At 68.3% G+C, this 25,726-nt stretch carries 16 protein-coding genes; 5 read left to right on the plus strand and 11 right to left on the minus strand.

Annotated elements, in window-relative coordinates; translation table 11 throughout:
- Positions 1-25: 25 nt before the first annotated feature.
- From APZ21_RS32170 to APZ21_RS32180, 3 genes are all read right to left on the minus strand, one after another.
- The gene (locus tag APZ21_RS32170; protein ID WP_054816853.1) at positions 26-931 is read right to left on the minus strand and encodes a transglutaminase family protein; all 906 of its coding nucleotides are present in this window, start codon (positions 929-931) and stop codon (positions 26-28) included.
- The gene (locus tag APZ21_RS32175; protein ID WP_082393628.1) at positions 928-4,011 is read right to left on the minus strand and encodes a circularly permuted type 2 ATP-grasp protein; all 3,084 of its coding nucleotides are present in this window, start codon (positions 4,009-4,011) and stop codon (positions 928-930) included. The genes APZ21_RS32170 and APZ21_RS32175 overlap by 4 nt, the downstream gene beginning before the upstream one ends.
- A gap of 79 nt (positions 4,012-4,090) precedes the next feature.
- Positions 4,091-7,603 (minus strand): transglutaminase family protein, encoded by a 3,513-nt coding sequence (locus APZ21_RS32180; protein ID WP_054816854.1) that lies wholly within the window; start codon positions 7,601-7,603, stop codon positions 4,091-4,093.
- A 267-nt stretch (positions 7,604-7,870) separates the two neighbouring features.
- Here APZ21_RS32180 and APZ21_RS32185 point away from each other — a divergent pair, with 267 nt between their 5' ends.
- Positions 7,871-8,509 (plus strand): hypothetical protein, encoded by a 639-nt coding sequence (locus tag APZ21_RS32185; RefSeq protein ID WP_054816855.1) that lies wholly within the window; start codon positions 7,871-7,873, stop codon positions 8,507-8,509.
- A gap of 18 nt (positions 8,510-8,527) precedes the next feature.
- On the opposite strand, the gene recR is transcribed toward APZ21_RS32185, so the two are convergent.
- A complete protein-coding gene (gene recR, locus APZ21_RS32190; RefSeq protein WP_054816856.1) occupies positions 8,528-9,136 on the minus strand; it encodes a recombination mediator RecR in 609 nt (202 codons plus the stop codon).
- 9 nt (positions 9,137-9,145) lie between these two features.
- Positions 9,146-9,487 (minus strand): YbaB/EbfC family nucleoid-associated protein, encoded by a 342-nt coding sequence (locus APZ21_RS32195; protein WP_054816857.1) that lies wholly within the window; start codon positions 9,485-9,487, stop codon positions 9,146-9,148.
- A gap of 107 nt (positions 9,488-9,594) precedes the next feature.
- On the opposite strand from APZ21_RS32195, the gene APZ21_RS32200 reads away from it, so the two are divergent.
- Positions 9,595-10,410 carry a MerR family transcriptional regulator gene (locus APZ21_RS32200; protein WP_054816858.1) on the plus strand — a complete coding sequence of 272 codons (816 nt, stop codon included), beginning with the start codon at positions 9,595-9,597 and terminating at the stop codon, positions 10,408-10,410.
- A 20-nt stretch (positions 10,411-10,430) separates the two neighbouring features.
- Positions 10,431-10,781, plus strand: a complete 351-nt coding sequence (locus tag APZ21_RS32205; protein WP_054816859.1) for a VOC family protein — start codon at positions 10,431-10,433, stop codon at positions 10,779-10,781.
- A 25-nt stretch (positions 10,782-10,806) separates the two neighbouring features.
- Here the strand turns inward: APZ21_RS32205 and APZ21_RS32210 are convergent, their stop codons facing one another.
- Positions 10,807-11,241 carry an SRPBCC family protein gene (locus APZ21_RS32210; RefSeq protein WP_054816860.1) on the minus strand — a complete coding sequence of 145 codons (435 nt, stop codon included), beginning with the start codon at positions 11,239-11,241 and terminating at the stop codon, positions 10,807-10,809.
- 247 nt (positions 11,242-11,488) lie between these two features.
- Between APZ21_RS32210 and APZ21_RS32215 the strand changes: the two genes are divergently transcribed.
- Together APZ21_RS32215 and APZ21_RS32220 are read left to right on the plus strand one after the other, a co-directional pair.
- Positions 11,489-12,928 carry an FAD-binding oxidoreductase gene (locus APZ21_RS32215; protein ID WP_054816861.1) on the plus strand — a complete coding sequence of 480 codons (1,440 nt, stop codon included), beginning with the start codon at positions 11,489-11,491 and terminating at the stop codon, positions 12,926-12,928.
- Positions 12,925-14,241 carry a class I SAM-dependent methyltransferase gene (locus tag APZ21_RS32220; protein ID WP_054816862.1) on the plus strand — a complete coding sequence of 439 codons (1,317 nt, stop codon included), beginning with the start codon at positions 12,925-12,927 and terminating at the stop codon, positions 14,239-14,241. The genes APZ21_RS32215 and APZ21_RS32220 overlap by 4 nt, the downstream gene beginning before the upstream one ends.
- A 59-nt stretch (positions 14,242-14,300) precedes the next feature.
- Here APZ21_RS32220 and APZ21_RS32225 read toward each other — a convergent pair whose 3' ends face one another.
- The 5 genes from APZ21_RS32225 to APZ21_RS32245 form a co-directional block, all read right to left on the minus strand.
- Positions 14,301-17,891, minus strand: a complete 3,591-nt coding sequence (locus APZ21_RS32225) for a serine/threonine-protein kinase (protein WP_054816863.1) — start codon at positions 17,889-17,891, stop codon at positions 14,301-14,303.
- A gap of 212 nt (positions 17,892-18,103) precedes the next feature.
- The gene (locus APZ21_RS32230; protein ID WP_156371450.1) at positions 18,104-18,781 is read right to left on the minus strand and encodes a hypothetical protein; all 678 of its coding nucleotides are present in this window, start codon (positions 18,779-18,781) and stop codon (positions 18,104-18,106) included.
- Positions 18,782-19,035: 254 nt separating this feature from the next.
- Positions 19,036-21,168: a 3-hydroxyacyl-CoA dehydrogenase NAD-binding domain-containing protein gene (locus APZ21_RS32235; protein ID WP_054816931.1), complete on the minus strand. Its 2,133-nt coding sequence runs from the start codon at positions 21,166-21,168 to the stop codon at positions 19,036-19,038.
- A 51-nt stretch (positions 21,169-21,219) separates the two neighbouring features.
- Positions 21,220-22,434: an acetyl-CoA C-acetyltransferase gene (locus APZ21_RS32240; RefSeq protein ID WP_054816865.1), complete on the minus strand. Its 1,215-nt coding sequence runs from the start codon at positions 22,432-22,434 to the stop codon at positions 21,220-21,222.
- A 347-nt stretch (positions 22,435-22,781) separates the two neighbouring features.
- Positions 22,782-25,484, minus strand: coding sequence for a DNA polymerase III subunit gamma and tau (locus tag APZ21_RS32245; RefSeq protein WP_082393629.1), 2,703 nt, complete (start codon positions 25,482-25,484; stop codon positions 22,782-22,784).
- Positions 25,485-25,726: the final 242 nt, after the last annotated feature.

Genomic DNA, 25,726 nt, shown 5'->3' on the forward strand with positions numbered 1-25,726 from the left:
GGCACGTGAAATCGCGCACGCGGGATCACACCTCCAATGGAGCGACGTCGACCGACACGGTGATAGTGCTCCTCCGCGCGTCGGTGTAGATGATGCCACGCAACGGCGGGACGTCGGCGTAATCGCGTCCCCACGCGGCGGTCACGTAGCGTTCGTCGGCGAATTGGTCGTTGGTGGGATCGAATCCGATCCAGCGCCCGGTCCGGTCGCCCGCCGAATTCCCCGGCACCCACACCGCCGACCACGCGTGCGTGGCGTCCGCGCCGACCATCCGTTCCTTGCCGGGCGGCGGGTCGGTCGCCAGATAGCCCGAGACGTACCTGGCCGCGAGTCCGTGCGAGCGCAGACAGGCCGCGCCGATCCGCGCGAAATCCTGGCAGACGCCCTCGCGCGCGACGAAGACGTCGGCCACCCGCGTCGAGACCGTGGTCGATCCCGAGCGGTAGGTGAAATCGTCGTGTATGCGGCTGTTGAGTTCGGTGACCGCCTCGAGCAGCGGACGCCCCGGCCGCAGCGATCGCGCCGCGTACGCGGTGACCTCCGGGGTGATCTCCGGCGGCCGCAGGTCCAAGGTGAACTCCACCGCCAGCGGACCCGTCACCGAACTGGGCCTGGCCTGCTCCCACGGCATCGCGGCCGCGGCCGGATCCGGCTTGTCGACCTCGACCACCGACTCCCCGGTGACCTCGAGTTCGGTGTGTTCTGCGGTCACGTGGAAATACGAGGTGGTGTTGCCGTACACATCGGTGCCGACGGATCGATCCGACGGCACGGGATCGATATGCAGAGCGTGGGAAAGCAGCCGCTGCCCTTTGAATTCCCGCGGCGTCAGATAGGCGCGGCCGTAGGAACTGCTGACCTGGTCCGAATAGGAGTAGGTCGTCTTGTGCTCCACCCGGTAGCGCCGGGTGGAGCCGGTGATCGCGCTCATCCCACAATCCTCGTGCTGCCCCACAGGGGCTGGATACCCACCGGCAGCGACAGTTTCGTCGTCTCGAACGATTCGGAGACCTTGCGCAACCGCAGATGCACCCCCTCCAGTAGATCGGCCAGTTCCACCCGCTTGCCCGCGGCGTCGGTGCCCTCGAGATCGGCCGGGTCCATCCGCCGCAGCATTCGCTGCGCGTCGGCCAGAAGCCGTTGCGGGCGAGACGATCCCGACGCGCCGGGCAACTCCTGGAAGTCCTCGTCGAGTCGATCGAGCTGGTAGGACAGCGACCGCGGATTGCTCGCGTCGAACAGCAACAGGCCCGCCACCGCCGAGATGCGCGCCGAATCCCGGTGCCGCCTGCGGTAACTCACCGACGATTCGGCCGCGCGCAGCACCGATTCGGTCACCACGCGCTCGGCCTCGCCGCCGTATGCCTGGGTCAGCGCCGCCGACATCAACGCCGTCAGCGCGAGCCCGCGCTCGATCCGCTTGCCGATGTCCATGACGTACCAACCGGCATCGCGCACCAGCGATTCCGATCCGATACCCGACAGCGACAGCAGCGCCGCGAGGGTCAGCGAATGCACCGCCGACAGCGCCGCCTCCCCGTCCTTGTCCGCCGAACGGTACTCCGCCAGCGCGCGATCGACCGCGCTCAGGATCATCCAGGTGTCCTGCGACAACTGGTCGCGCACCGCCCGCGCGGCCGACCCGTAGCGGTCGATGGCGAAGGCCAGCGATCCCGGCAGTTCCCGGTCCACGGTCAAAGACACCAGATATTCGTGTCCCTCCCTCGACGCGCCCCTGCCACGCCCGCCGCCGAACGCGGCAGGCAGTGCGGCAAGCGGATCGCCGAGCATCCCCGCGTTGTCCTCGGCCACCGGGTTGGGCTCCGATTCCGCCTCGGGCACGGCCCGGTTCGACATCGACCGCGGCTCCCGCTCGGAATCGACCGATTCCGAACTCGACCGCGTCGCCCCCGACACCGTCCCGCCGGCCTCCGGCTGTGTCGCACCGGACTTCGGCTGTGTCGCTTCGGACTCCGGCGACTCCCCCGTCTCGGCTGTCGCGGAATCGGAACCGGCGGACGAGTCGGCGCCGGTCGCGTCATCCCGGCCGGAGTCGTCGGGCGGCAAAGGGCGCGACTGCTGCGGGACCGGCGGTGTCGGCCGCGGCGTGCCGAAGACGACCGAGGGTGGTGCGATGGTGCCGGTGCTGCGGGCCAGGGTCGACATGAGGACCGGCACCGCTTCCGCGCCATCCAGCCACGGACGGTAGCGATAGTCCCGGTAGCGGTCGTGCGTGGCGATGAGCAACCGGACCACCGCCTCGGCGCGTTCGCTGTAGCGGCCCATCCAGAACAGGTCGTTCAGTACGCGAGGGGAACTGATGGCCTCGACCACGGGGGCCGGGCGAACCAGGCGTTCCTCGGCCTGCGGTTCGGCCGCGACAGCCGTGACCGGCGCGGGCGCGGTGCGCACCCAGACGTCCTTGGCGGCAACCTTGATGACCGAACGGTCCGGTTCGAGCCGGTGCCGCAGCTGGCCGAGTCCGCCCGCCATCGCGGTGTATCCGCCGCGGCGCGCCATGGCGAACAGGCGCATGCCGACCGGCGCCGCGGCCAGCCCGCCGTAGCCCTGTACCGCGGGAGCCACCGAGAACTGCGCAGGCTCCTGGCCGACCCACTGCCACGGGTTCGCCTCGACCCGCGCTTTCAACTCCGCTCGCTCGGCGGCCGACAGCGCGGGGCCGAACAGTGTCGCGCCGTCGACAGCGGAGCGGATGACCAGCCGATCGAGATGCGCGAGCAGATGCGAACGTTCGGTGTCGTCGCCGCCCCAATACGACGGCGTGCTCTCCAGCAGCAGTTCCTCACCGAGCAACGCGCGGGATATCCGCGGCAGGAATCCGGTCAGCGCCGGACTCTCGAGCAGTCCGCTGCCCAGGGTGTTGACGACCGTGACCGCGCCCCGACGCAGCACCTCGACCAAGCCGACGACGCCGAGTTGCGAATCCGGGCGCAGATCGAGCGGATCGGAGAATTCCGAGTCGACGCGGCGCAGCACCACGTCCACCCGCTTCAGCGTGCCGAGCGACCGCATCCACAGCGCTCCGTCGCGCACAACCAGATCGGCGCTCTCCACCAGTGGAAAACCCAGCGTCGCGGCCAGATACGCCTGGTCGAAGGCGGTTTCGGAGTGCACACCGGGACTCAGCACCACAACCATCGGATCGTCCACGTCGGCCACCGGCGCCGATTCGATCAGCATCAATCGCATGGCCCGCGCGAACGGAGTCAGGGGGCGGGGGCCGGAATGTTCGAAGGATTCGGGAACGGCCGTGGAGACCACCCGGCGGTCCGCGAGCGCGTATCCCGCCCCCGACGGCGCCTGCGCCCAGTCGGCGATGACGCGGAACTGCCCGTCGGCCCAACGGCTGATATCGCAGGCATGCAAGAACAGTTGGTGGCGGCCCGGAATGGTGATGCCGTGCGCGGATCGCACGTAACCGGTGTTGCCGAAGACGATCTCCGGTGGCAACAGCCCCGAGGTGATGGTGCGCCGCGAACCGTAGACATCGGTGAGCACCTCGTCGAGTACCCGCGAGCGCTGCACCAGACCGGCTTCCAAACGGGTCCAGTCGTCGGCCGAGACCAGCAGCGGGATCGGATCGAGTCGCCACGGCACCGGCATGACCGGTTCACCGGACCCGTTGACCTCGGTATAGGTGATGCCGTCGTCCTCGATGAGCCTGCGCACCCTGGTGTCGAGGCGTCCGAGACCGTTGGTGCCGAGATGGACGAAATCGGTGGACAACTCCGACCACATCGGCCGGATCGCGCCCTCGGTGTCGACCAATTCGTCGTAGTAGCCCGCGGTCGGCCCGCCGCATTCGTCGAATGGGCCGCCCGCCTCGCTCTCCGCGCGATAGCGGGCGAACTGTTCGGCGATCTCCGCGCGCACCTCGGACCTGCCTGCTTCCCGGTCGTCGGCCGGCCCGCCATCCCGTCGCGCGTCGTCGGGGCGGACGGATTCGAGGACATCCGTCCGGGGTCCCTGCCCGGATGTTTCGTCGTTCATCGCTTCGCGCCTCCCCGGAGGGTGGCCGAGAACACCGCATCGGCCACCATGCCGACCTCACTTCTGCCGCCAGACGTGTCTATCGGTCGCTGAGCAGTCCCCAAACGGTGCGAGCCCGGCGTAGATCCAGAATGCCCGGTGCGCCGACGTCGGTCGACTGTGCCGCAATCTTCGCACGCAACAGCGCGGGGTCCACCGGTGCGGTGGTGTGGCCCGCCGCCTCGAAACGCCGATTGCGGCGCGATTGCGCGACCACCGCGTTCACCGGCGGATCCTCCCAGTACTGACCGCCGGGATGGGAGACGTGATAGGTGCAGCCGCCGCACGAGACACCGGTCTCGGCGTCGAGCAGGTCGAAGACCAGCGGCGCGTCGACGGTGATGGAGGGATGCAGCGCGTTCGGCGGCTGCCACGCCCGGTAGCGGATGCCCGCGACCTGCACGTCGGTCTTGTCGGTGGCCAGCAGCGGCACCGGCATGCCGTTGCAGGTCACCACGTATCGGTCGCGGTCGGCGCCGACCACCCTGATCTGGACGCGCTCCACCGAGGAGTCGACATACCGGGCCGTGCCCGAGGCGACGGTCTGTTCGCCGAGGGTATGCCAGGGTTCGATGGCGCCGCGCAATTCGATCTCGACGCCGCCGAGCACCACCGTGCCGATGCGCGGGAAACGGAATTCGGTGAACGGGTCGAGCCAGCTCGCGTCGAATTCGATGCCGTGCTCACGCAGGTCGGCGGCGACCTCGGCGATATCGGTCATGAGAAAATGCGGCAGCAGATAGCGCCCGTGCAGGTTGGCACCGTGCCGGATGAGCCGGGCACGCAGGGGTCGCGCCCAGAATCGCGCCACCAACGCGCGCACCAGCAGCGATTGCACCATGGCCATCCGGTAGTGCGGCGGCATCTCGAACCCGCGCAGTTCCACCAGCCCGAGCCGTCCGCGCGCGGAATCCGGGTTGTAGAGCTTGTCGATGCAGAATTCGGCGCGGTGGGTATTGCCGGTGAGATCGGTGAGCAGATGCCGCAGGGCGCGATCGACGTGCCACGGCGCGACCGGTTCGTGCCCGCCCGCCGCGTCGGCGGTGAGCCGCGCGATTTCGGCGAAGGCGATCTCGAGTTCGTACAGCGCGCCCTCGCGGCCCTCGTCCGCGCGCGGAGCCTGCGAGGTCGGACCGACGAACCGCCCGGAGAACAGATAGGACAGCGACGGGTGGCGCTGCCAGTGGGTGAGCATGGAGACCAGTAGATCGGGTCTGCGCAGAATGGGTGACCGGGCCGGACTCACACCGCCGAGGGTGATGTGGTTGCCGCCGCCGGTACCGCTGGAACTGCCGTCGACATCGAAGGATTCGGTGCTCAGCCGGGCCAGTCTGGCCTGGTCGTACAGCGTGGACAGCAGTTCGGCCTGCTCGGCGAAGGACGCGGTTGGCTGGACGTTCACCTCGATGACGCCGGGGTCGGGGGTCACCGACAGCGTCCGCAAGCGCGAATCGACCGGCGGGCCGTAGCCTTCCAGCACCACCGGATGTCCGGATGCGGCGGCCGCGGCCTCCACCCGCCCGATCAGGTCGACGAAATCCTCCAGCCGGTCCACCGGCGGCAGGAAGACGTGCAGCCGATCGTCGCGCACCTCGGCGACCACGGCGGTCGTCGGCTCCCAGTAGCCGGGCTCCACCACCGCGGGCGGTTCGTCCTCCAGCGGCAGCAGCGGTCCCATGAACAGCGGGTCGCTGTCGGGACGCGGACGCGGCACGCCCCAGGAGATGGCGTCCAGCGGCAGGCGCAGACCGGCGGGCGAATCCCCCTCGGCCAGCACGATGCGCCCCGAAGGGCGCTCGGCGGCCAAACCGCGCCGCAAACGCCAGTCGGCGCTGGCCCAGCCCCTGCCGTCGGCCCGCCGATACAGCGGAAGCACGTATGCGACCGGATCGGTGACCGACTCCTCGAGTCGCCGCAGCAGTTCCGCCCGCGCCCGCGGTGAATCCTGTTCGGGATCGAGATCGTCCTCGGCGACCACCGGCTCACCCGATGGCATTCGCAGGCCGGCCGCCAACCGGGCCAGCGCGTCCTCGTAGGCGGGACGCACCTGGGTCGCGGGCAGGCCGAGTCCCTCGGCGAGATGTCCGATCAGCGCCGCGGCGGCCTCGGCGTCGGCGGCCGGAATGCGGCGACGCGGCAAGGTGCCGGTGGCATCGGAATTGCCCTCGACGCGCACCGTACGGATCGAGGCCCCGTCTTCGGCCGGCAATTCGGAAGGGTCGGCCGCGCCGTTGGCCCGTGCCGAGCCGTTGGCGCTGACGTGCGCGGCGACGACCGGGGTCCACGGGTCGAGCAGCAGGTCGGGGCGCGTCCACAGGGGTTCGCCGTCGGTGCGCCAGGCCAGGGCGATCTCCCAGCGCGGCAACGGTTCACCCGGATACCACTTGCCCTGGCGGTACTGCACGATGCCGGTCGGCGCGTAGACGCGTTTGAGGCGCTCGGCCAGGTCGACGGCGCGTTCGCGCTTGTGCGGGCCGTCGGCGGCGGTGGTCCACTCGGGACTGACCTGGTCGTCGATGGAGACGAAGGTGGGTTCGCCGCCCACGGTGAGTCCGATGCCGTCGGCGGCCATGCGCGCGTCGAGCGCGGCGCCCGCGGCGGTGATGCGCTCCCACTGGGAATCGGTGTAGGGCAGGGTGACCCGCGGGTCCTCGTGGATGCGCCGGACGGTATTGCTGAAATCGAGGGTGGCCTCGGTCTTGCCGGTCGCGCCGGTGATGGCCGCCGAGGAGGCGGGATGCGGTGTGGCCGACAGCGGGATGTGCCCCTCGCCCGCGAACAGGCCGGAGGTGGGGTCCATGCCGATCCAGCCCGCGCCCGGCACGTACACCTCGGTCCAGGCGTGCAGGTCGGTGAAATCGGCGGCCGGTCCGGAAGGTCCGTCCAGCGACGGCACGTCCTGGGCGAGTTGCACCAGGTATCCCGAGACGAACCGGGCCGCCAACCCGAACTCGCGCAGGATCGACACCAGCAGCCAGGCCGAATCGCGACAGGAGCCGATCGCCGTGCGCAGGGTGTGATCGGGCGTCTGCACTCCCGGTTCCATGCGGATCGCGTATCCGACGTCCTCGCGCAGCAGCCGATTGACCTCGACGAGGAAGTCGATCGTGCGCTGTTCGCCCTCGGGCCGGTGGGCGCGCACCCATTCCCGCACCAGCTCACCCGGCCCCGAGCCCGGCGAGGACTCGTCCACCGGCCGCAGATACGGCTCGAGGTCGGCGGCGAGGTCGGCGGCGTAGGTGAAGGGAAAGTATTCGGCGGAATCCTCGATGAAGAAGTCGAACGGGTTGACCACCTCCAGATCGGCGATCAGCCCGATGGTGATCGACAGTTCCCGGGCCGGTTCCGGGAACACCAGGCGCGCAAGGAAGTTGCCGAAGGCGTCCTGCTGCCAGTTGACCCAGTGCTCGGCGGGTGTGACCCGCATCGAATACGCCTCGATGCGGGTGCGGGAGTGCGGCGCCGGACGCAGCCGCACCACGTGGGGGTACACCTCCACCAGCCGGTCGAAGGTGTACGTGGTCCGGTGTTCGAGCGACACCTTGATGCCCATGCAGCAAGTTCACCACACCGTGTGAGCCCGTGCCGGGCCATGAAACTGGCGTTTTCCGTACGGCAACATTGCGACACGCGGCGGTCCCGGCCCGACCTGTCGGAGTGCGGTGATATGACCGGAACACACAGAGCACTCCCACGCCCGCCACGCCTTCGTCGTCGACTGCTCCGACATCGCGGGCGGCTGCGGCTGCGCCGCACCGGCACGGGAATCCCGCACGGCCTGACCGGCGCGTCGTCCGCCCGGGTCTCTAGTGTTGGGGCGGTGAACTACGACCATGTGCTGGTGCCGTCGCTGGCCGCGTCGACGGTGGACGAGGTCGAGGACTACCTCGCCGGGCAGCAAGGGGTCCCGCAGACCGGGGTCGTCGCCGAGATGGCGGATGTGTTGAACGCGCGCAACGCGGAGTTGCCCGCCGAGGACACCTTTCTCGGAACCGAGTCGGTGGGCGGGGCGGCCACGGGGGCGGCGCTGTATGTGAGCAGTCCGTACGACGCCATCGGATTCGTGCGGGCGCTGCTGTTCGAGATCGCGACGCCGCGCGATTACGCCGTGTACGACCCGCAGTTGGCGTGGTTGATCGATCCGGCGGGTCGGGTGGACGTGGCCGTCAGCCACGGCGGCGCGGGCGAATTCCCCTACCTCACCGAAGCCATGATCAATCAGTGGATTCCGGCGCTCGCCGCGCCGAATCCGTACGTGATCGTGGAACAAGCCGAACAGGTGTACATCCAGACCTATCGCGAACCGTCGGGCGTGTACACCCTCGAATACCGTGACGGCGGACCCGATCGGCATTTCGGCGCGACGGTCGAGGACCCGCGACAGGTGGCGCGGGTGATCTGGGCCTGGACCGTTGGCGATCCGGTGCCCGACCTCGGCTGGAAGAAGATCGACTTCTGACCGGGCGGGCCACGCGCCTCAGAGTGCGCGGCGGCCCGACAACGCGCGCCCGAGGGTGAGTTCGTCGGCGAATTCCAGGTCGCCGCCCATCGGCAGCCCCGATGCCAGCCTGGTGACGGTGAGACCGGGGAAATCGCGCAGCATGCGCACCAGATATGTCGCGGTGGCCTCGCCCTCGGTATTGGGATCGGTGGCGATGATCACCTCGGAGACGTCGACGCCGTCGCTCTGATTGCCGATGCGGGTCAGCAGTTCTCTGATCCGCAGTTGATCGGGCCCGACTCCGCTGAGCGGGTCGAGTGCGCCCCCGAGTACGTGATAGCGGCCGCGGAATTCGCGGGTGCGCTCGATGGCCTGCACATCCTTGGGTTCCTCGACCACGCAGATCATGGTGCGGTCGCGGCGCGGATCGGCGCAGATACGGCACAGCTCGTTGTCGGAGACGGTGCCGCACAGCGCGCAGAACCGCACCCCGTCGCGCACCTTCTGCAACGCGGCCTGGAGCCTGTCGATTTCGGGCGGTTCCACCTGTAACAGATGAAAGGCGATGCGCTGTGCGCTCTTCGGCCCGACGCCGGGCAGCTTGCCCAGTTCGTCGATGAGATCCTGGACCGGACCCTCGTACAACTGCGGGCCCTAGAAGTCGGGCAGACCGGGCAGCGAGCCGCCGCCGAGTCCGCCGGTCAGCGGGCCGAGCCGTTCGGCCGCCAACTTCTGCGCATTGGCCATGGCGGCATTGACCGCGCCGATGACCAGATCCTGCAAACCCTCGACATCGTCGGGATCGACGACCTTGGGATCGATGGTCAGCGACACCACCTCACCGCTGGCCTTGATGACGACCTTGACAAGTCCGCCGCCCGCCTGGCCTTCGACCTCGGAGGCCGCGATCTCGGCCTGGGCCTGCACCATGGCCTGCTGCATCTGCTGAGCCTGGGCGAGTAGTTGCTGCATGTCGAATTGACCACCGGGCTGCACGGCATTCCTCTCTGCGGAAGTGTCGCCGTCCAGCGTAGTGGACGACGGCGACGCCCGAGCCGCGCCCGCCTTGACTCTCCCCTCACCGGAGGGTGTTCGCTGAACGCATGACGGCCACGGTCTCGATCGGCGAATTCTCCAGGCTGACCTATCTCAGCGTGAAGACGCTGCGGCACTACCACGACATCGACCTGCTGGTCCCGGTCGCCGTGGACGCGGTTTCGGGATATCGGCGCTACTGCACCGATCAGGTCGAGCAGGCCCACCTGATCCGGCGACTGCGGCAGCTCGATATGCCGCTTCCGCGGATCAAGGCGGTCATCGACGCGCGGGACACCGCCGAGCGGGATGCCGCGCTGCGCGCCCACCTGGAACGGATGGAGGCGCAATTGCAGCGCACCCGCGACGTGGTCGCCTCACTGCGCGCCCTGCTCACCCCCGCCGCACCCCTCGAGGTCCAGTACCGCACCGTCGCGTCATTTCCGGCGCTCGGCACGCGCGCGGTGATCAATCGCGACGACGCGGGTCCGTGGTGCGAATTCGCCTTCGCGCGGCTGTACGAAGCCATGGCCGCCGCGGGCGTCGCACCGGCGGGGCCCGGCGGCGCGACCTACTCCACCGACTTCTTCGAACACGACGCGGGCGAGGTGGTGACCTTCGTCCCGCTGCCGCCCGACACCGCGCCCGTAGTCCACGACGGACTGGAACGCCTCGACCTGCCGCACCGCCGATTCGCCATCGCCGTGCACCGCGGCCCCTTCGAGGACATCGACCGCACCTACGGCGCACTCGGCAGCCACGTCGCCGAATACGACACCGCACTCGCGGAACCGATTCGCGAGACCTACCTGACCTCCCCCGACGACACCGCAGACCCCGCCGACTACGTCACCGAGGTCTGCTGGCCCATCACCCTGCCCTGACCGACCCGAAAAGGAGAACAATGTCGCTCACCCTCGGCCACATCACCTTCGACTGCACCGACGCCGCCGCACTCGCACAATTCTGGTCCGAACTGCTCGGCCTGCCGGTCGACCCCGACCCGAGTCCGGGCTTCGCCACCGTGGGCGGCACCGCCGCGACCACCCCCACCCTCATGTTCATCCAGGTACCCGACAAGACCCCCGGCAAGAACGTCATCCACCTGGACCTGCACTCGCAACAGTGGCGCGAGGAAGTCGACCGCTCCGTCGCCCTCGGCGCGAAACACATCGGCGACTTCGACGAATACGGCACGAAGTGGGCCACCCTGGCAGACCCCGAAGGCAACCTCTTCGACATAGGCGCCGCCTGACCCACGCACGTCCCGCCCCGCAGACCTATCCCAGTTCGTTCTTCAGGTTGCCGAGCACCTCGGCCTGGATCTTCTTCAGGCCGAGCGGGGCGAAGATCCCCTCGAAGATCCCGGCGACACCGCCCGCGCCCTGCCAGGTGGTACGCAAGGTGATCTGCGAACCGGCGCCGTCGGGGATAACGGTCCAGGTGTTGACCATCGTCGAGTTGGAATCACGCTCGGTCACCATCGAATCCGACACCGACACGACCGCGTGCACATTGCGCGAGCGCTTCTGGGTGGCCTGGAGCGTCCATTCCGCGACCGTGCCCGCGCCCTTGCCGCCTTCGACGACCTTGTAGTCACGGTAGTGCGACGAGAGGATGCGCGGACGCACGGTGTCGTAATCCGCGATGGCCTCCAGTGCGCGCTTCGGATCCGCCGCGACGGCGATCGAACTGCTGGCGCTGACCTGTCCCACGTGAACTCCTTGTCCGTATGATTGCTCGGCCTTCGGCATTCACCTTAAGGCCACGCTCGGCCGCGGGGGTCGGCGAGCGCGGCGACCGCCGCCGATCCCGGACGCCTGTTCCGATCGGGTAACGGAGTTTGCGCTACCTTCAGCGGAGGTCGTTATTCCCGTTGCAACATATGCGTGACATTTCTCCTCCGACGGTGGCCTCGCGGTGGCTGTCGGCCGAGGTGCGTACTAGCGTCGAGGGGTGGCAGTGAGTCTGTTGGGGAAGGCCGGTCACAGTCCGGCCGCACACGAATCAGGGTTTGCCGCGCATCGAGCGGGGGTGGATCGCCTGCTGGCGAGCTACCGCGCTATCCCGGCCGATGCCACGGTCCGCTTGGCCAAGAAGACGTCGAACCTGTTCCGCGCACGAGCCAAGAACACCGCTCCCGGCCTGGACGTCTCCGGCCTGAACAAGGTGATCGCGGTCGACGCGGAGGCGAGGACGGCCGATGTCGCGGGTATGACCACCTACGAGGATCTGGTTGCCGCGACATTGCCGTACGGGCTGGCCCCGACGGTGGTCCCGCAGCTCAAGACCATCACCCTCGGCGGCGCGGTGACCGGTCTCGGCATCGAGTCCACCTCGTTCCGCACCGGATTGCCGCACGAAGCGGTCCTGGAAATGGACGTGCTCACCGGCGCGGGTGAAATCATCACCGCGAAACCGGACGGCGAATTCGCTGATCTGTTCCGCGGCTTTCCCAATTCCTACGGCACGCTGGGATATACGGTCCGGCTGAAAATCGAGTTGGAACCCGTACTGCCGTATGTGGAGCTGCGGCACGTGCGCTGCCACGACCTGCGCGAACTCGAGGCCGAACTCGATCGCATCGTCATCGAGCGCGCGCATGACGGCGAACGGGTCGACTACCTCGACGGCGTCGTCTTCTCCGCGGACGAGAGCTATCTCGTACTCGGCAGGCAGACCGACGAGACCGGTCCGGTCAGCGATTACACCGGCATGGACGTCTACTACCGCTCCATCCAGCACGACAGTGCGATACCCAAACGGGACCGCTTGACCATCCACGACTATCTGTGGCGCTGGGACACCGACTGGTTCTGGTGCTCGCGCGCCTTCGGCGCCCAGAATCCGCGTATCCGGCGGTTCTGGCCGAAGCGCTACCGACGCAGCAGTTTCTATTGGAAGCTCGTCGCCCTCGACCACAAGTACGACATCGGCGACAAATTGGAGGCCCGGAAGGGCAATCCGCCGCGCGAGCGCGTCGTGCAGGATGTCGAGGTCCCGGTGGAACGCACCGCCGACTTCGTCGAATGGTTCCTGCGCGAGATCCCCATCGAACCGATCTGGTTGTGCCCGTTGCGGTTGCGCGACACCGGCGCGGGCGTCGACGGCGGCCGCGCCTGGCCGCTGTATCCGCTGGAACCGAACCGGACCTACGTCAACATCGGTTTCTGGTCGGCGGTGCCCACCGTCGCCGGACAGCGCGAGGGCGCGGCGAATCGGTCGATCGAGGAGAAGGTGACCGAATTCGACGGTCACAAGTCGCTGTACTCCGACGCCTTCTACGACAAGGATGAATTCGCGGCGCTGTACGGCGGCAGCACCTACACCGAACTGAAGAAACGCTACGACCCGGACCAGCGTTTGCTGGATTTGTATTCAAAGGCGGTGCAACGCAAATGACGACATTCAGGGACCGTTCCGACGTCTTCGCAGATCTCGGAACCAAGCTCAGCATTGCCGAAATCTTCGAATCGCTGCTCGAGGGTGACATGCCGATCCGGCTCACCGCCTACGACGGCAGCGCCACGGGCCCCGAGGACTCGGAATTCGCGCTGGACATCAAGACCCCGCGCGGCATCAACTACCTCGCCACCGCCCCCGGCGACCTCGGCATGGCGCGCGCCTACATCTCGGGCGACATGACGGTCACCGGCGTGCACCCGGGCGACCCGTACGAGATCCTGCGGGCGATGGACAGTTTGAAGTTCCGCAGGCCGTCGGCGCTCGCCCTGGTCACCATCGCGCGCTCGTTGGGTTGGGACCGACTGCGCCCGGTGGCGCCGCCGCCGCAGGAGACCCTGCCGCGCTGGCGTCGCATCGCGCTGGAGGGTCTGCGGCATTCCAAGACCCGCGACGCCGAGGCCATCCATCACCACTACGACGTATCGAACACCTTCTACGAATACGTTCTCGGCCCGTCCATGACCTACACCTGCGCGTGCTACGAGGACGAGAACTGGACACTGGAGCAGGCACAGGAGAACAAGTACCGCTTGATCTTCGAGAAGCTGCGCCTGAAGGAGGGCGATCGGCTGCTCGACATCGGCTGCGGCTGGGGCGGTATGGTCCGCTACGCGGCCGAGCGCGGCGTACGGGTGATCGGCGCGACGCTGTCGGCCGAGCAGGCCGAGTGGGCGCAGAAGCGCATCGCCGAGGAGGGCCTGTCGAAACTGGCCGAGGTGCGGCATTCCGATTACCGCGATATCACGGAATCGGGCTTCGACGCGGTGTCCTCGATCGGGTTGACCGAACATATCGGCGTCCACAATTACCCGTCGTACTTCGGCTTCATGAAGAGCAAGCTGCGCGAAGGCGGCCTGTTCCTCAACCACTGCATCACCCGCCACGACAATCTGCGCACCACCAAGGCGGGCGATTTCATCGACCGCTATGTCTTCCCCGACGGTGAGCTGATCGGCTCGGGGCGCATCATCAGCGAGATCCAGAACGTGGGGCTCGAGGTGGTGCACGAGGAGAATCTGCGCGATCATTACGCGCTGACCCTGCACGAATGGTGCAAGAACCTGGTCGCCAACTGGGACGCCTGCGTCGCCGAGGTCGGCGAGGGCACCGCGAAGGTGTGGGGCTTGTACATGGCCGGGTCTCGACTCGGCTTCCAGCGCAACGTGGTTCAGCTGCATCACGTGCTCGGGGTCAAGCTCGGCCCGAAGGGTGAGAACTGGCTGCCGCTGCGTCCCTGGTGGAAGGCATAGCCGACGGTCACCGTGGCACGGCCCGCCGTCCCGTAATCCGGGGCGGCGGGCCGTCGCGTTCAATCCAGCAGTTCGGCGAGGAACAGCGCGGGCAGGGTGATCTCCTCCGCGCCTTCGGGCACCGTGTGCATATCGCTGCGCAACACCCGCAGGATCGCCACCACGCCAGGTCCGGCGTCGAGCAGCGGTCTGGTCCAGCCTAGTTCGGCGCATTTCGCGGCGGCGGGCAACAGCAGTCCGGTGGCCTCGCCGACCCAGCCCGAGGCGGCCAGGCATTCCGCCAGCAGCAGTGCCGTATCCAATTCCGCGCGCGGGCGGTTCTGTTCGAGGGTGCGGGCGTGCAGCGCGCGGGCCCGGCGCACGGCGCGATCGTCGGAACGCAGTTGATGACGGCTGAGCAGGGCGCGGATACCCGCGATCTCGCGCGCCTCGGCGGTGAGCGCGGGCGCGCCGTGCAGCCGGGGCGAATGGTGGCCGGTATCGGCCCCGTCGCCGTTGTCGTCGCCGCCGAGCAGCCCGAGCCGCAGCCGTTCGGCGCGGATGTGCGCGCCGAGGCGGCCGAGACCGTTTTCGGCCGCGATGGCCGCGCCCTCGTCGAGTCGGGTGACGGCGGTGTACAGATCGCCGCGCACCGCCTTCACGCGCGCGCCGACGACGAAGGTGGCGATGAGGAAGTCGACCGGGCCGATTCTGGTCACCAGTTGGTGACTCTCGTCCAGCAGTTGATCGGCGGCGTCGAGATCGCCGCGGCGGTAACTCATCTCGCCCAGCAGTGCCGCGGCCACCCGCACCGCGTGCGATCGGGGTCCTGACCGGGTGTGCGCGGTCTCCCAGGCCATTTCGAAGCAGCCGGTGGCGGTGGCGATATCGAGTTGTTCGTAGGCGGCCGCGCCCTGGCCGCACAGCCCGAAGACCGCGCCCAATGGGTCCTTGGACCGCGCGTGGTATTCGGCCGCCCAGTCCTGGATCTCGCGCGCACCGTCGAAATCGAATTCGCACAGTCGCACGAACGAGATCAGGTTGGCCGCCGTTGACACGGTCCAAGCGGGCAGGTCGTCGGCCTTCTCGAGACAGCACTCGACCCGTTCCACCACCCCCTCGGTGATGTCGCGCGCGATGTCGTCGGAGGCCGCGAGCACCTCGGCCTCACACCGCTGCCTGCCGATATCGGTGTCGGAGGCCGAACCTCGCGCGAGGATGTTCGACAGGCGGCCGAGCGCATTGCGCGCCGCACCCGACTGTTGCAGGTTCACGTTCGCCCGCGCGACCGCCATCAGCAGCTTCGACCGCGAAGCCACCTGCTGCACCGGCAATTTCGACACCGTGCCGAGCAGCGTGGCCAGCCGGGAGCCGTCGATGAGATCCATACCGCCGTTCTCGACGAGATCCATCGCCATTTTGAGGTCCGTCGCGGCCAGTGCGTGATCCACCGACTTGCGCAGCAGTTGGTGCTCGGCGTACCAACGCGATGCCTTGCGGTGCAACACCTTCAGCTGCCCCGGATGGGTGCGCTCCAATCGCGCGCGCAGATGTTCGGCGAACAGCGGCTGCATCCGGTACCACTCGGGATCGTGCTCGATGCGCCGCAGGAACAGTTCGCGCTGCTCGGCCTGGGCAAGCATCATCTCGGCCTCGCTGTCCCCCGACAGCGCCGAGGCCAGCGACGCCGATACCCGCTCGGTGACCGAGATCGCGCTGAGAAAGTCGAGCATCCGCGGCTCGAGGGTGTCGAGCACGTTCTCGGCCAGGTATTCGCGAATCCCGTGCCCGCCCTCGGAAAGATGCTCGATCAGCTGCGCCGGATCCGTATTGCCTCGCAGCGACAGCCCGACCAGCTGGATGGCGGCGGGCCAGCCGTCGGTGACGGCGTGGATCTGCTCGACCTGGGCGTCGGTGAGATCGAACCCATTGCGTTCGACCAGGATCTGCGCGGTCTCCTCGACGGTCAGCCGCAGATCCGCCGATCCGATCTCGACCAGTTCGTCGTGCACCCGCATGCGGCTGGTCGGCAACCCGGCCTGTTCCCGGCTGGTCACCACGAATCGCAGATGATGGCAACCGCTCTCGAGCAGCGAGGCCAGCGCCCGCTGCGCGCCCTCGTCGGTGACCCGGTGCCAGTCATCGATGACGACAACCACGGTCCGGTCCGAGGTGTGTATCTCGTCGATGAGCGTCGAGATGACATAGGCGACCGCGTCGGCGGGCCGCTCCTCCAGCACCTGATCGAGTCCGTCGCCGACGTCGGGGCGGACCCGGCGGATGGCCTCGATCAGGTGGGCGAGAAACCAGACCTCGTTGTCGTCGCCCTGGTCGACGCCGATCCAAGCGACCGGTATCCCGCGTTCGGTCAGCTCCGCCCGCCACTGGGCCGCCAGCGTGCTCTTGCCGAATCCGGCCGGGGCGTGGATGGTCGCGAGCGTGCGGCGACCACCCGCGCGCAGCACGTCGAGCAGACGCGGTCGGGACACGGGTTCGCGCGCGGGCGTCGGCGGCCGGAACTTGGTCGTCGCGGTCGGCGGCATGGTCGTGCTCGCCCAGTTCGCCGGATGCTGCGATACCGCCGGACGCAGGGTCAGCGGCCAGCTGCGGCGACCGGTGACCGCGGGACGCGACCGGACCGACGTGGCCGAATCGCGCCCGCGCGCCCGCTCCACCTCCTCGGACACGGCCGACGGATCGAGTAACGCCATCTCGTCGGGCACCTGATCGTGGTCGCGCTGCACCGAACGCAGCAGCTCGCCGAATTCGAACGCCGACTGCGGACGCTCGCGCGGGTCGGTCGCCATCGCCCGTTCGATCGCCGCTGCGACATCGGCCGGAATGTCCTGGTCACGCAGATCCGGCACCGGCTGGGTCGTGATGCGCAGGAACTGCGCCACCACCTTCTCGCCCGCCTGGCGCTCGAAGGCGGCGTGCCCGGTCAGCAGGGCGAACAGGGTCGCGCCGAGTCCGTAGACATCCGAGCACACGGTCGGCTCGTCACCGCGCAGCACCTCCGGGGCGGTGAAGGCGGGCGATCCGGTGATCAGACTGCTGGAGGTGCGGAATCCGCCCGGTACGCGCGCTATGCCGAAATCGGTCAACTGCGGTTCGCCATAGGCGGTGAGCAGGACATTCGCGGGTTTCACATCGCGGTGCAGAATTCCGGCCCGGTGCGCGCTCTCGATCGCGCCTGCCAGCTTCACCCCCGCCCGCACGGCATCACGCCAGGTCAACGGCCCGTGATCGCGAATCAGCTGCTCGAGCGAACCGCGGGTGCAATACGGCATGACGATGAACGGCAAACCAGAGGGAGTGACGTCCACCTGGAGGATCTCGACGATATTCGGATGCCCCGACAGCTTGCCCATCGCGTGCTCTTCGCGCAAGAACCGCTCACGGCTCTCCGCATCGATCTCCGAGGACAACACCTTGACCGCGACCACCCGCTCCAGCACCGATTGCAGACACCGGTAGACCACACCGAATCCGCCGCGACCGATTTCCACCGCGCCCGAGAACCCCATCGCCTCGAGTTCGTCGGCGATGCCGACCGGCTCGCTGCGCTGGGTGGCCTCACCCGGCTCCGAAGTCTGCTCATCCCCCGACGAGGTCGATTCGAGCGGTGCCTCGCCGGGACTCACCTGACCCGAGCGCATCTGTGGATTCATGTGACCACCTCGAACTCACATCGAATCGACGCCACCGGCGATCGTTCGTACGCCGACAGGACAATCCCGGGCAAACCCGCGATGTCCGTCATGTCCGCGCACACTCCAACGTAGCGCGGTCGCGAGCCGGGCGGGCGGAGATTCGAATCAGTGTCGTTGCGAGCGCAATCAGTTATCGCCGATACCGGAATCCGCCTCTCGGCGGCGTACCGCTACACCTGGGCGGGCACCGGTTCGGCGACCGGCTCGAAAGCCGTGTCGAACGGCGGTTCGGGCGCGTCCTTGTCCTTGAGCACCTCGATGCCGAGCTCCGCGCGCGTGGCGTAGATGACCGAGGTCTCCTGTTCGACCGCCTTGGCCATCGCCTTGTGCCACAGGGTCAGCACGTCGAGAACTTCCTTGCTGCTCGGATCGTCGTCGAGTTCGGTCTTGAGCCGTTGCAGGGTGATGGCCTGTGCCGCGGTCAACGTGCGCAGCAGATCCTCGCACCGATTGGGGATCTTGCGATTCGACAGCACCCGCAACCGGCTGACCGTCCCGTGGCACCCCTCGATGATGCGGTGGATCTCGTCCCCCGCCGCGTCGATCTCCTCGGCGTCCTGAGCGTTCCAGTGCGCACATCCGCCGAGCTGTTCGCGCACCTCCTCCGAAACCGCCAGCACGGAGGAAACCGCGGCCAGGATCGAATCCCGCCGCCACTTGTCCCGCTCCCGACGCTCGGCCGCGGAATTGGTCTGCTCCGTACTGCGCTGGGCCGTTTCGAGCGTGACCCGGTTACGTTCGTCCGCCGCGAGAATCGCGTCACGATTTGTCCGGTTATTGACGAGGACGCCCACCAGCGCCACACCGGCAATGATGAGCGAGCAGATAAGCGGAAGCCACTGAGTCACAAAGGCATCATCGCATCGCACCCCTCCTTCCTGCCCCGCAACCAACCCACACAACCGATTTCGGTACGCCGAGCCGGGCGGAAGAATTGCTCCATCCCCGCGAAACATAATGGCGGATAGGATTTTTCACCCGATCTCCGGCAGCGCGCACAGCCGGCGAAACTCCCGGCCGAAACGCAGCGGCGCCGCCGGGATCCCTCCCGGCGGCGCCGTGTGGAACTGCCCGATTCACTCGGTGATCGGGCACGACCGAATCATCGCAGCGAGGCGGGTACCTCGAAGCGAGCGCCGTACTTCTTCGCCAGCTCGTCGGCACGGGCCACGAACGCGGCCTGTCCGCCCGGGTAGCCGACGATGAACTGGTGCACACCACCGGTCCAGGCCGGGAAGCCGATGCCGAAGATGGACCCGATGTTGGCGTCGGCGGTGGTCTCGAGTACACCCTCGTCGAAGCACTTCTGGGTCTCGATCGCTTCCGCGAACAGCATGCGGTCGATCAGATCCTGGATCGGCACGTCGAGGGTGGCGACGGTCTTGAAGTGGTCGCGCAGGCCCTGCCACAGGCCGAGGCGCTTGCCGTCCTCGTCGTACTCGTAGAAGCCCGCCTTCTCCAGGCGACCGGGGCGACCCTCGTTGACCATGTACTCGACGACGTCGATGGCCGGGTGCCGGGTGTTGCCCAAGGTGGCGTCGCCCTTGATCGCCGCCTCCTCGGTCTCCTTGGCGATCTTCAGCATGAGCTTCATATTGAGCTCGTCGGTGAGCTGGAGCGGCGCGGCCGGGTAGCCCGCCTGCTGACCGGCCTGCTCGATGGTGGCGGGCTCGATGCCCTCACCGAGCATGGCGATCGCCTCGTTGACGAAGGTGCCGATGACGCGCGAGGTGAAGAAGCCGCGGCTGTCGTTGACGACAATCGGGGTCTTCTTGATGGCGAGGGTGTAGTCGTACACCCGGGCCAGCGCTTCGTCGGAGGTCTTCTCACCCTTGATGATCTCGACCAGCGGCATCTTGTCGACCGGCGAGAAGAAGTGGATGCCGATGAAGTCCTCCTGGCGCTTCACGCCGGCGGCGAGACCGGTGATCGGCAGGGTGGAGGTGTTGGAGCCGAGCAGCGCGTCGGGGGTGACGATGTCCTCGATCTCCTGGAACACCTTGTGCTTGAGCTCGGTGTTCTCGAAGACGGCCTCGACGACGAAGTCGACGCCCGCGAAGTCGGCCGCGTCGGCGGTCGGCTTGATGCGGTCGAGCAGCGCCTTGGACTTCTCCTCGGTGGTCTTGCCGCGCGAGAGCGCCTTGGCTTCGATCTTCTCGGAGTAGTTCTTGCCGCGCTCGGCCGCCTCGATGGTGACGTCCTTGAGCACGACCTCGTAGCCCGCCTTGGCGGAGACGTAGGCGATGCCCGCGCCCATCATGCCCGCGCCGAGGACGCCGACCTTCTTGATCTCACGCTTGGGCACGTGCTTGGGCCGCGATCCGCCGTTGTTGATCGACTGGAGGTCGAAGAAGAACGCCTGGATCATGTTCTTCGCGACCGGGCCGGTCAGCAGGTGCACGAAGTAGCGGGACTCGATGAGCGAGGCATTGTCGATGTCGACCTGGGAGCCCTCGACCGCCGCGGACAGGATGGCCCGCGGAGCGGGCATGTTCGCACCCTTGAGCTGCTTGCGCAGGTTGGCCGGGAACGCGGGCAGGTTGGCCGCGAACGCCGGACTGGCGGGGGTGCCGCCGGGGATCTTGAAGCCCTTCTTGTCCCAGGGCTGCACGCCGCCCTCGGGGTTGGCCTTGATCCACGCCTTCGCGGCGGGCACCAGTTCCTCGACGGAGCCGACGACCTCGTTGATAAGGCCGATCTCCTTGGCCTTGGCCGGGCGGAACTTGTTGCCCTGCAACAGGACCTGCATGAGCGCGCCCTGGAGGCCGAGCATGCGCACGGTGCGGATGATGCCGCCGCCCGCGGGCAGCAGGCCAAGGCTCACCTCGGGCAGGCCGAGCTGCACGCCGGGGACGTCCGCGGCGATGCGGTAGTGGGTGGCGAGGGTGATCTCGAGGCCGCCGCCCAGCGCCGCGCCGTTGATCGCGGAGACGACCGGCTTGCCGAGGGTCTCCAGGCGACGCAGCGCCGACTTGATGGTGGCCAGCTCCGCCATGAGGGCCGCGCCGTCGTCGGGACCGACGTGCATCATGTTCTTCAGGTCGCCGCCCGCGAAGAAGGTCTTCTTCGCCGAGGTCAGCACCACGCCGGTGATGCTGTCCTTCTCGGCCTCGAGCCGATCGACGGTCGCGGTCATCGAGGTCTTGTACAGCTCGTTCATCGTGTTGGCGCCCTGGTTCGGGTCGTCCATCGTCAATACGACGATGCCGTCCGAATCCTTCTCCCAACCGATCATGTTGTCACTCACAGCTCTGTGTCTCCTTGGTAAATGCTGCTGTCGGCGGGATCAGACGCGCTCGATGATGGTGGCGACGCCCATGCCGCCGCCGATGCACAGGGTGATGAGGGCGTAGCGGCCGTTGCGGCGCTCCAGCTCGTCGACCATGGTGCCGGTGATCATGGCGCCGGTGGCGCCGAGCGGGTGGCCCATCGCGATGGCGCCGCCGTTGACGTTCAGCTTCTCGTCGGGGATGTTCAGGTCCTTCTGGAACTTGAGCACGACGGATGCGAACGCCTCGTTGATCTCGACCAGGTCGATGTCGTCGAGGGTCAGACCGGCCTTGGCGAGCGCCTTCTTGGCGGCCGGGGTGGGGCCGGTCAGCATGATGGTGGAGTCGGCGCCGCTGGTGGCGGTGGCGACGATGCGGGCGCGCGGGGTCAGGCCGCTGGCCTTGCCCGCCTCCTCGCTGCCGACGAGCACCAGTGCCGCGCCGTCGACGATGCCGGAGCTGTTGCCGCCGTGGTGGACGTGGTTGATCTTCTCGACGAAGTGGTACTTCTGGAGCGCGACGGCGTCGAAGCCGCCCATCTCGCCGATCACGGAGAACGACGGGGTGAGCTTGGCCAGGTCCTCGGCGGTGGTGCCGGGGCGCATGTGCTCGTCGTTGTCGAGGACGATCAGGCCGTTCTGGTCCCGGACCGGAACGATCGACTTGGCGAAGTAGCCGCCGGTGGTGGCCTTGGCGGCCAGTTCCTGCGAACGCACGGCGTACGCGTCGACATCGTCGCGGCTGAAGCCCTCGATGGTGGCGATCAGGTCAGCCGAGACGCCCTGCGGCACGAAGTAGGTGTCGTAGTTGGTGGCCGGGTCGAGTGCCCAGGCGCCGCCGTCGGAGCCCATCGGCACGCGCGACATGGACTCGACGCCGCCCGCGAGGACGAGATCGTCGAAGCCGGAGCGCACCTTCTGCGCGGCCAGGTTGACGGCCTCGAGGCCGGAGGCGCAGAAGCGGTTGAGCTGGAAGCCGCCGACGGTGTCGGGCAGGCCCGAAACGGTGACCGCCGTGCGGGCGATATCGGCGCCCTGGTCACCGACCGGCATCACCACACCGAGGATCAGATCGGAGATCTGGTCCTCGTTCAGGTTCGGGAAACGACCGCGCAGCTCCTGGATCAGACCAACGATGAGGTCGATCGGCTTGACCGAGTGCAGCGAACCGTTCTTCTTGCCGCGTCCGCGCGGGGTGCGGATGGCCTCGTAAATGTAGGCCTCTGTGGTCATGTGGAGTGTTTCCTTCCTTAGGGTGCGGCGGCCGGGCTCTCGCCCGCCCGATCGCGGCTGACCTCGCCGACCGGCCCCAGGACCGACCGTCCATATTCGATTCACATTGCTCCGGGCCCCGCGTGGATTCGCGGACATACGCCTTGCGGACGTACGCCTTACGGGCCCCTCACTCACGTCGCATAACGCTGTACAAAACTCGGCATGCCACGACCCGGCGCAGGTCCCGGGCGCCCGTGCGCACGGGCTTACCATAGAACCTCGCCGAACCGGAGCTCGCAGCCACCCGCTCATACTACCGCCGTGTGCGAACTCCGGTTAACTTAACGTCCTCGAGGCGGTGGTTGTCAACCGTCCAGACGTGTGGCCCCAAGCTCATTGCGGAGCAATTCGAGGGCGACCTCGTCGGGATCGCGGCGGTCCTCGGGCGCCACCGGTCGCGCGGCCTCCTCGAACATTTCCCGCTCCTCTTCCGGCGTCGGCTCCTGCGGCGCCGCGGGCGCGGGCAAGTCGTAGTCCGACACCGGGTCCGGCGGCGGGTAATCACCCGGTCCGGGATCGTCGGGCAGATCGGGATAGTCCGGCGGCGGAATATCGTCCTCACCCGCGAAGGAGCGGGGCGCGCGGGCGCCGCTCACCGAATCGGCCGACTTGTTCGCCTGACTCGGCCGCGAGTAGCGAGGCGGCGCCGAGGGCTCCGAACTCCGCGGATTCGCCTGCGCGGGCATCGCGGCGCCGCGTCCCTGCGCGCCCTGTCCCTGCCCGCCCTGCCCCTGTCGACCCTGTCCCTGCCCGCCCTGTCCCTGCCCGCCGCGGACCGGACCGCTCTGTTGCCCCGCTCCCCGCGACCGACCGCCGGTTTGCGGTGCCGGGCGCGCCGCCGCGCCCGACTCCCACCGCACGTCGTGCTCGCGACCGAGCACCGCGCGCACCGCCGACCGCACCGCGTCCAGATTCCGCGGATCCGACAGCCGCTGCGCCAATGGCGGATGCTGATGCGCGAAGACGATCACATCACCCTCGATCCGCGATACCGACGCCCCCGACAGCAGCGCGTGCACCGCCGCCCCGAATTCACGCACCTTCGACCGAATATCCCCCCAGGCCGACTCGACCGCCCGCAACAACTCCGCATCCGACCGGCCCTCCGAATCCGAACCGTCCGCCGCGCTCACCGGTCCGGCGAGCACCGCACCGGACGGCGCGGAATCCCCGCCACCGGAGCCACTCGCGACCGAGCGATCAGAACCACTCACGGCCGAGCGATCAGAACCACTCACGGGCGGGCGATCAGAACCACTCACGGGCGAGCGATCGTCCGTCTCGGATTGGCGTGCGGTTCCGGCGGCGCCGTGGACCTCCGTGCGCGCGACACCGGCGTCACCGAGCGCATAGGCGTCACCATTGGCAGGGTCGCGCATGGCGGCGGACCGCACCCCGGACACGCCCGGAGAGCCGTCGGCTCGATTCGAACCGGCCCGATCGTTTGCCGCTGCGTGCGAAGCGGAACCGGGGTCACCCGAACCGCCGCCGGAATCGACCGAACGGTCGGGAGCGCTGTCCGTTGTACGCCTGTTCGCGGCATCGCCCGCGCCGCCGGGGCCGACCGCCGCCGTCGGCGCGGGGCCGCCCTGCGGTTCGCGCGCCGCATGGCCGGCCTCGCTCGTGAATTCGGCGATGCCCGATTCACGCCCCGATGCGGCGCCGCCGGACTCGCGCGCGACCGACGGCGCGGCCTCGGCATCGCCTCGATCATCGGTCTTCGCGGCGCCCCCGCGTTTGTCCCGCATGGCGGCCAATACCTCGGCGCCGCGGCGACGCACCGGCTCGGCGGCCCCGGGCCCGGCGGTGACCGGTGCGCCTGCGGCGGCGGGCGCCGCGGCGATCGGGGCGCCGGTCGCCATGCCGCGTTCCAGGCGCTCCAGGCGTTGCAGGGCCGCGGATTCGCCGTCGGAGACCGAGGGCAGGAGCATGCGGGCGCATACCACTTCGAGGAGCAGGCGGGGCGCGGTGGCTCCGCGCATCTCGCCGAGACCGGCGTGCAGCAGTTCGGCGTAGCGGGTGAGGGTGGCGGGACCGATGCGGTCGGCTTGATCGCGCATGCGGTCGAGGACGTCGCCCGGGCCGGAGACCAGTCCGCGCTCGATGGCGTCGGGTACCGCGCGCAGCAGGATCAGATCGCGGAAACGTTCGAGCAGGTCGACGGCGAAGCGGCGCGGATCGTGACCGGCCTCCATCACCTGGTCGACGGTGCCGAACAGTGCCGCGCCGTCGTCATCGGCGAGCGCGGCGACCGCGTCGTCGATCAGCGCGACATCGGTGACACCGAGCAAGGACACCGCCCGCGAATAGGTGACGCCCTCCGATCCGGCGCCTGCCAGCAGTTGGTCGAGCACGCTGAGGCTGTCGCGCGGCGAACCGCCGCCCGCGCGGATGACCAGCGGGTACACCGCCTCCTCGACCTGCACGCTCTCCTGTTCGCAGATGCGCCCGAGCAGCCCGCGCATGGTGACCGGCGGCAGCAGGCGGAACGGGTAGTGGTGGGTGCGCGACCGGATGGTGGGCAGCACCTTGTCCGGCTCGGTGGTGGCGAAGATGAAGATGAGGTGGGCGGGCGGTTCCTCGACGATCTTGAGCAGCGCGTTGAAGCCCGCCGTGGTGACCATGTGCGCCTCGTCGACGATGAAGACGCGATAGCGCGATTCCGCGGGCGCGTAGAAGGCCCGGTCGCGCAGTTCACGGGTATCGTCCACACCGCCGTGACTGGCCGCGTCAAGTTCGATGACGTCGATATTGCCGGGACCGCCGGGGCCGAGCGCCACGCAGGACGGGCAGACGCCGCACGGTGTCGAGGTCGGGCCCTGCGCACAGTTCAGCGATCTGGCGAGGATGCGCGCTGAGGAGGTCTTGCCGCAGCCGCGCGGACCGGAGAACAGATAGGCATGACTGATCCGCCCGGTGTCGAGCGCGGTACTCAGCGGGTCGGTGACGTGCTCCTGACCCACCACCTCTGCGAACGTTGCCGGTCGGTACTTCCGGTACAGAGCCACGGCCAGAGGTTACCGGCGCGCACCGACAAGCGAACATTCGCGCTGCCTGTCGGTCCGCGCCGACAGGTCCGTAGCCGAGCCGGGGCAATAATGTGATTTAAATCACAATAAGTAGCCGACCCGCTTCAGTCGCACCGAAGCGGTCGCCGCGGCGGTGAATCGATGGTTATCGCCGACACCCCGGCGGCACTGCACGCGAATTACCCACCAATGGATTGCGGTTATGCCGAATTGGTCGAACG

It is taken from the genome of Nocardia arizonensis (assembly GCF_001310275.1).
Classification (GTDB): domain Bacteria; phylum Actinomycetota; class Actinomycetes; order Mycobacteriales; family Mycobacteriaceae; genus Nocardia; species Nocardia arizonensis.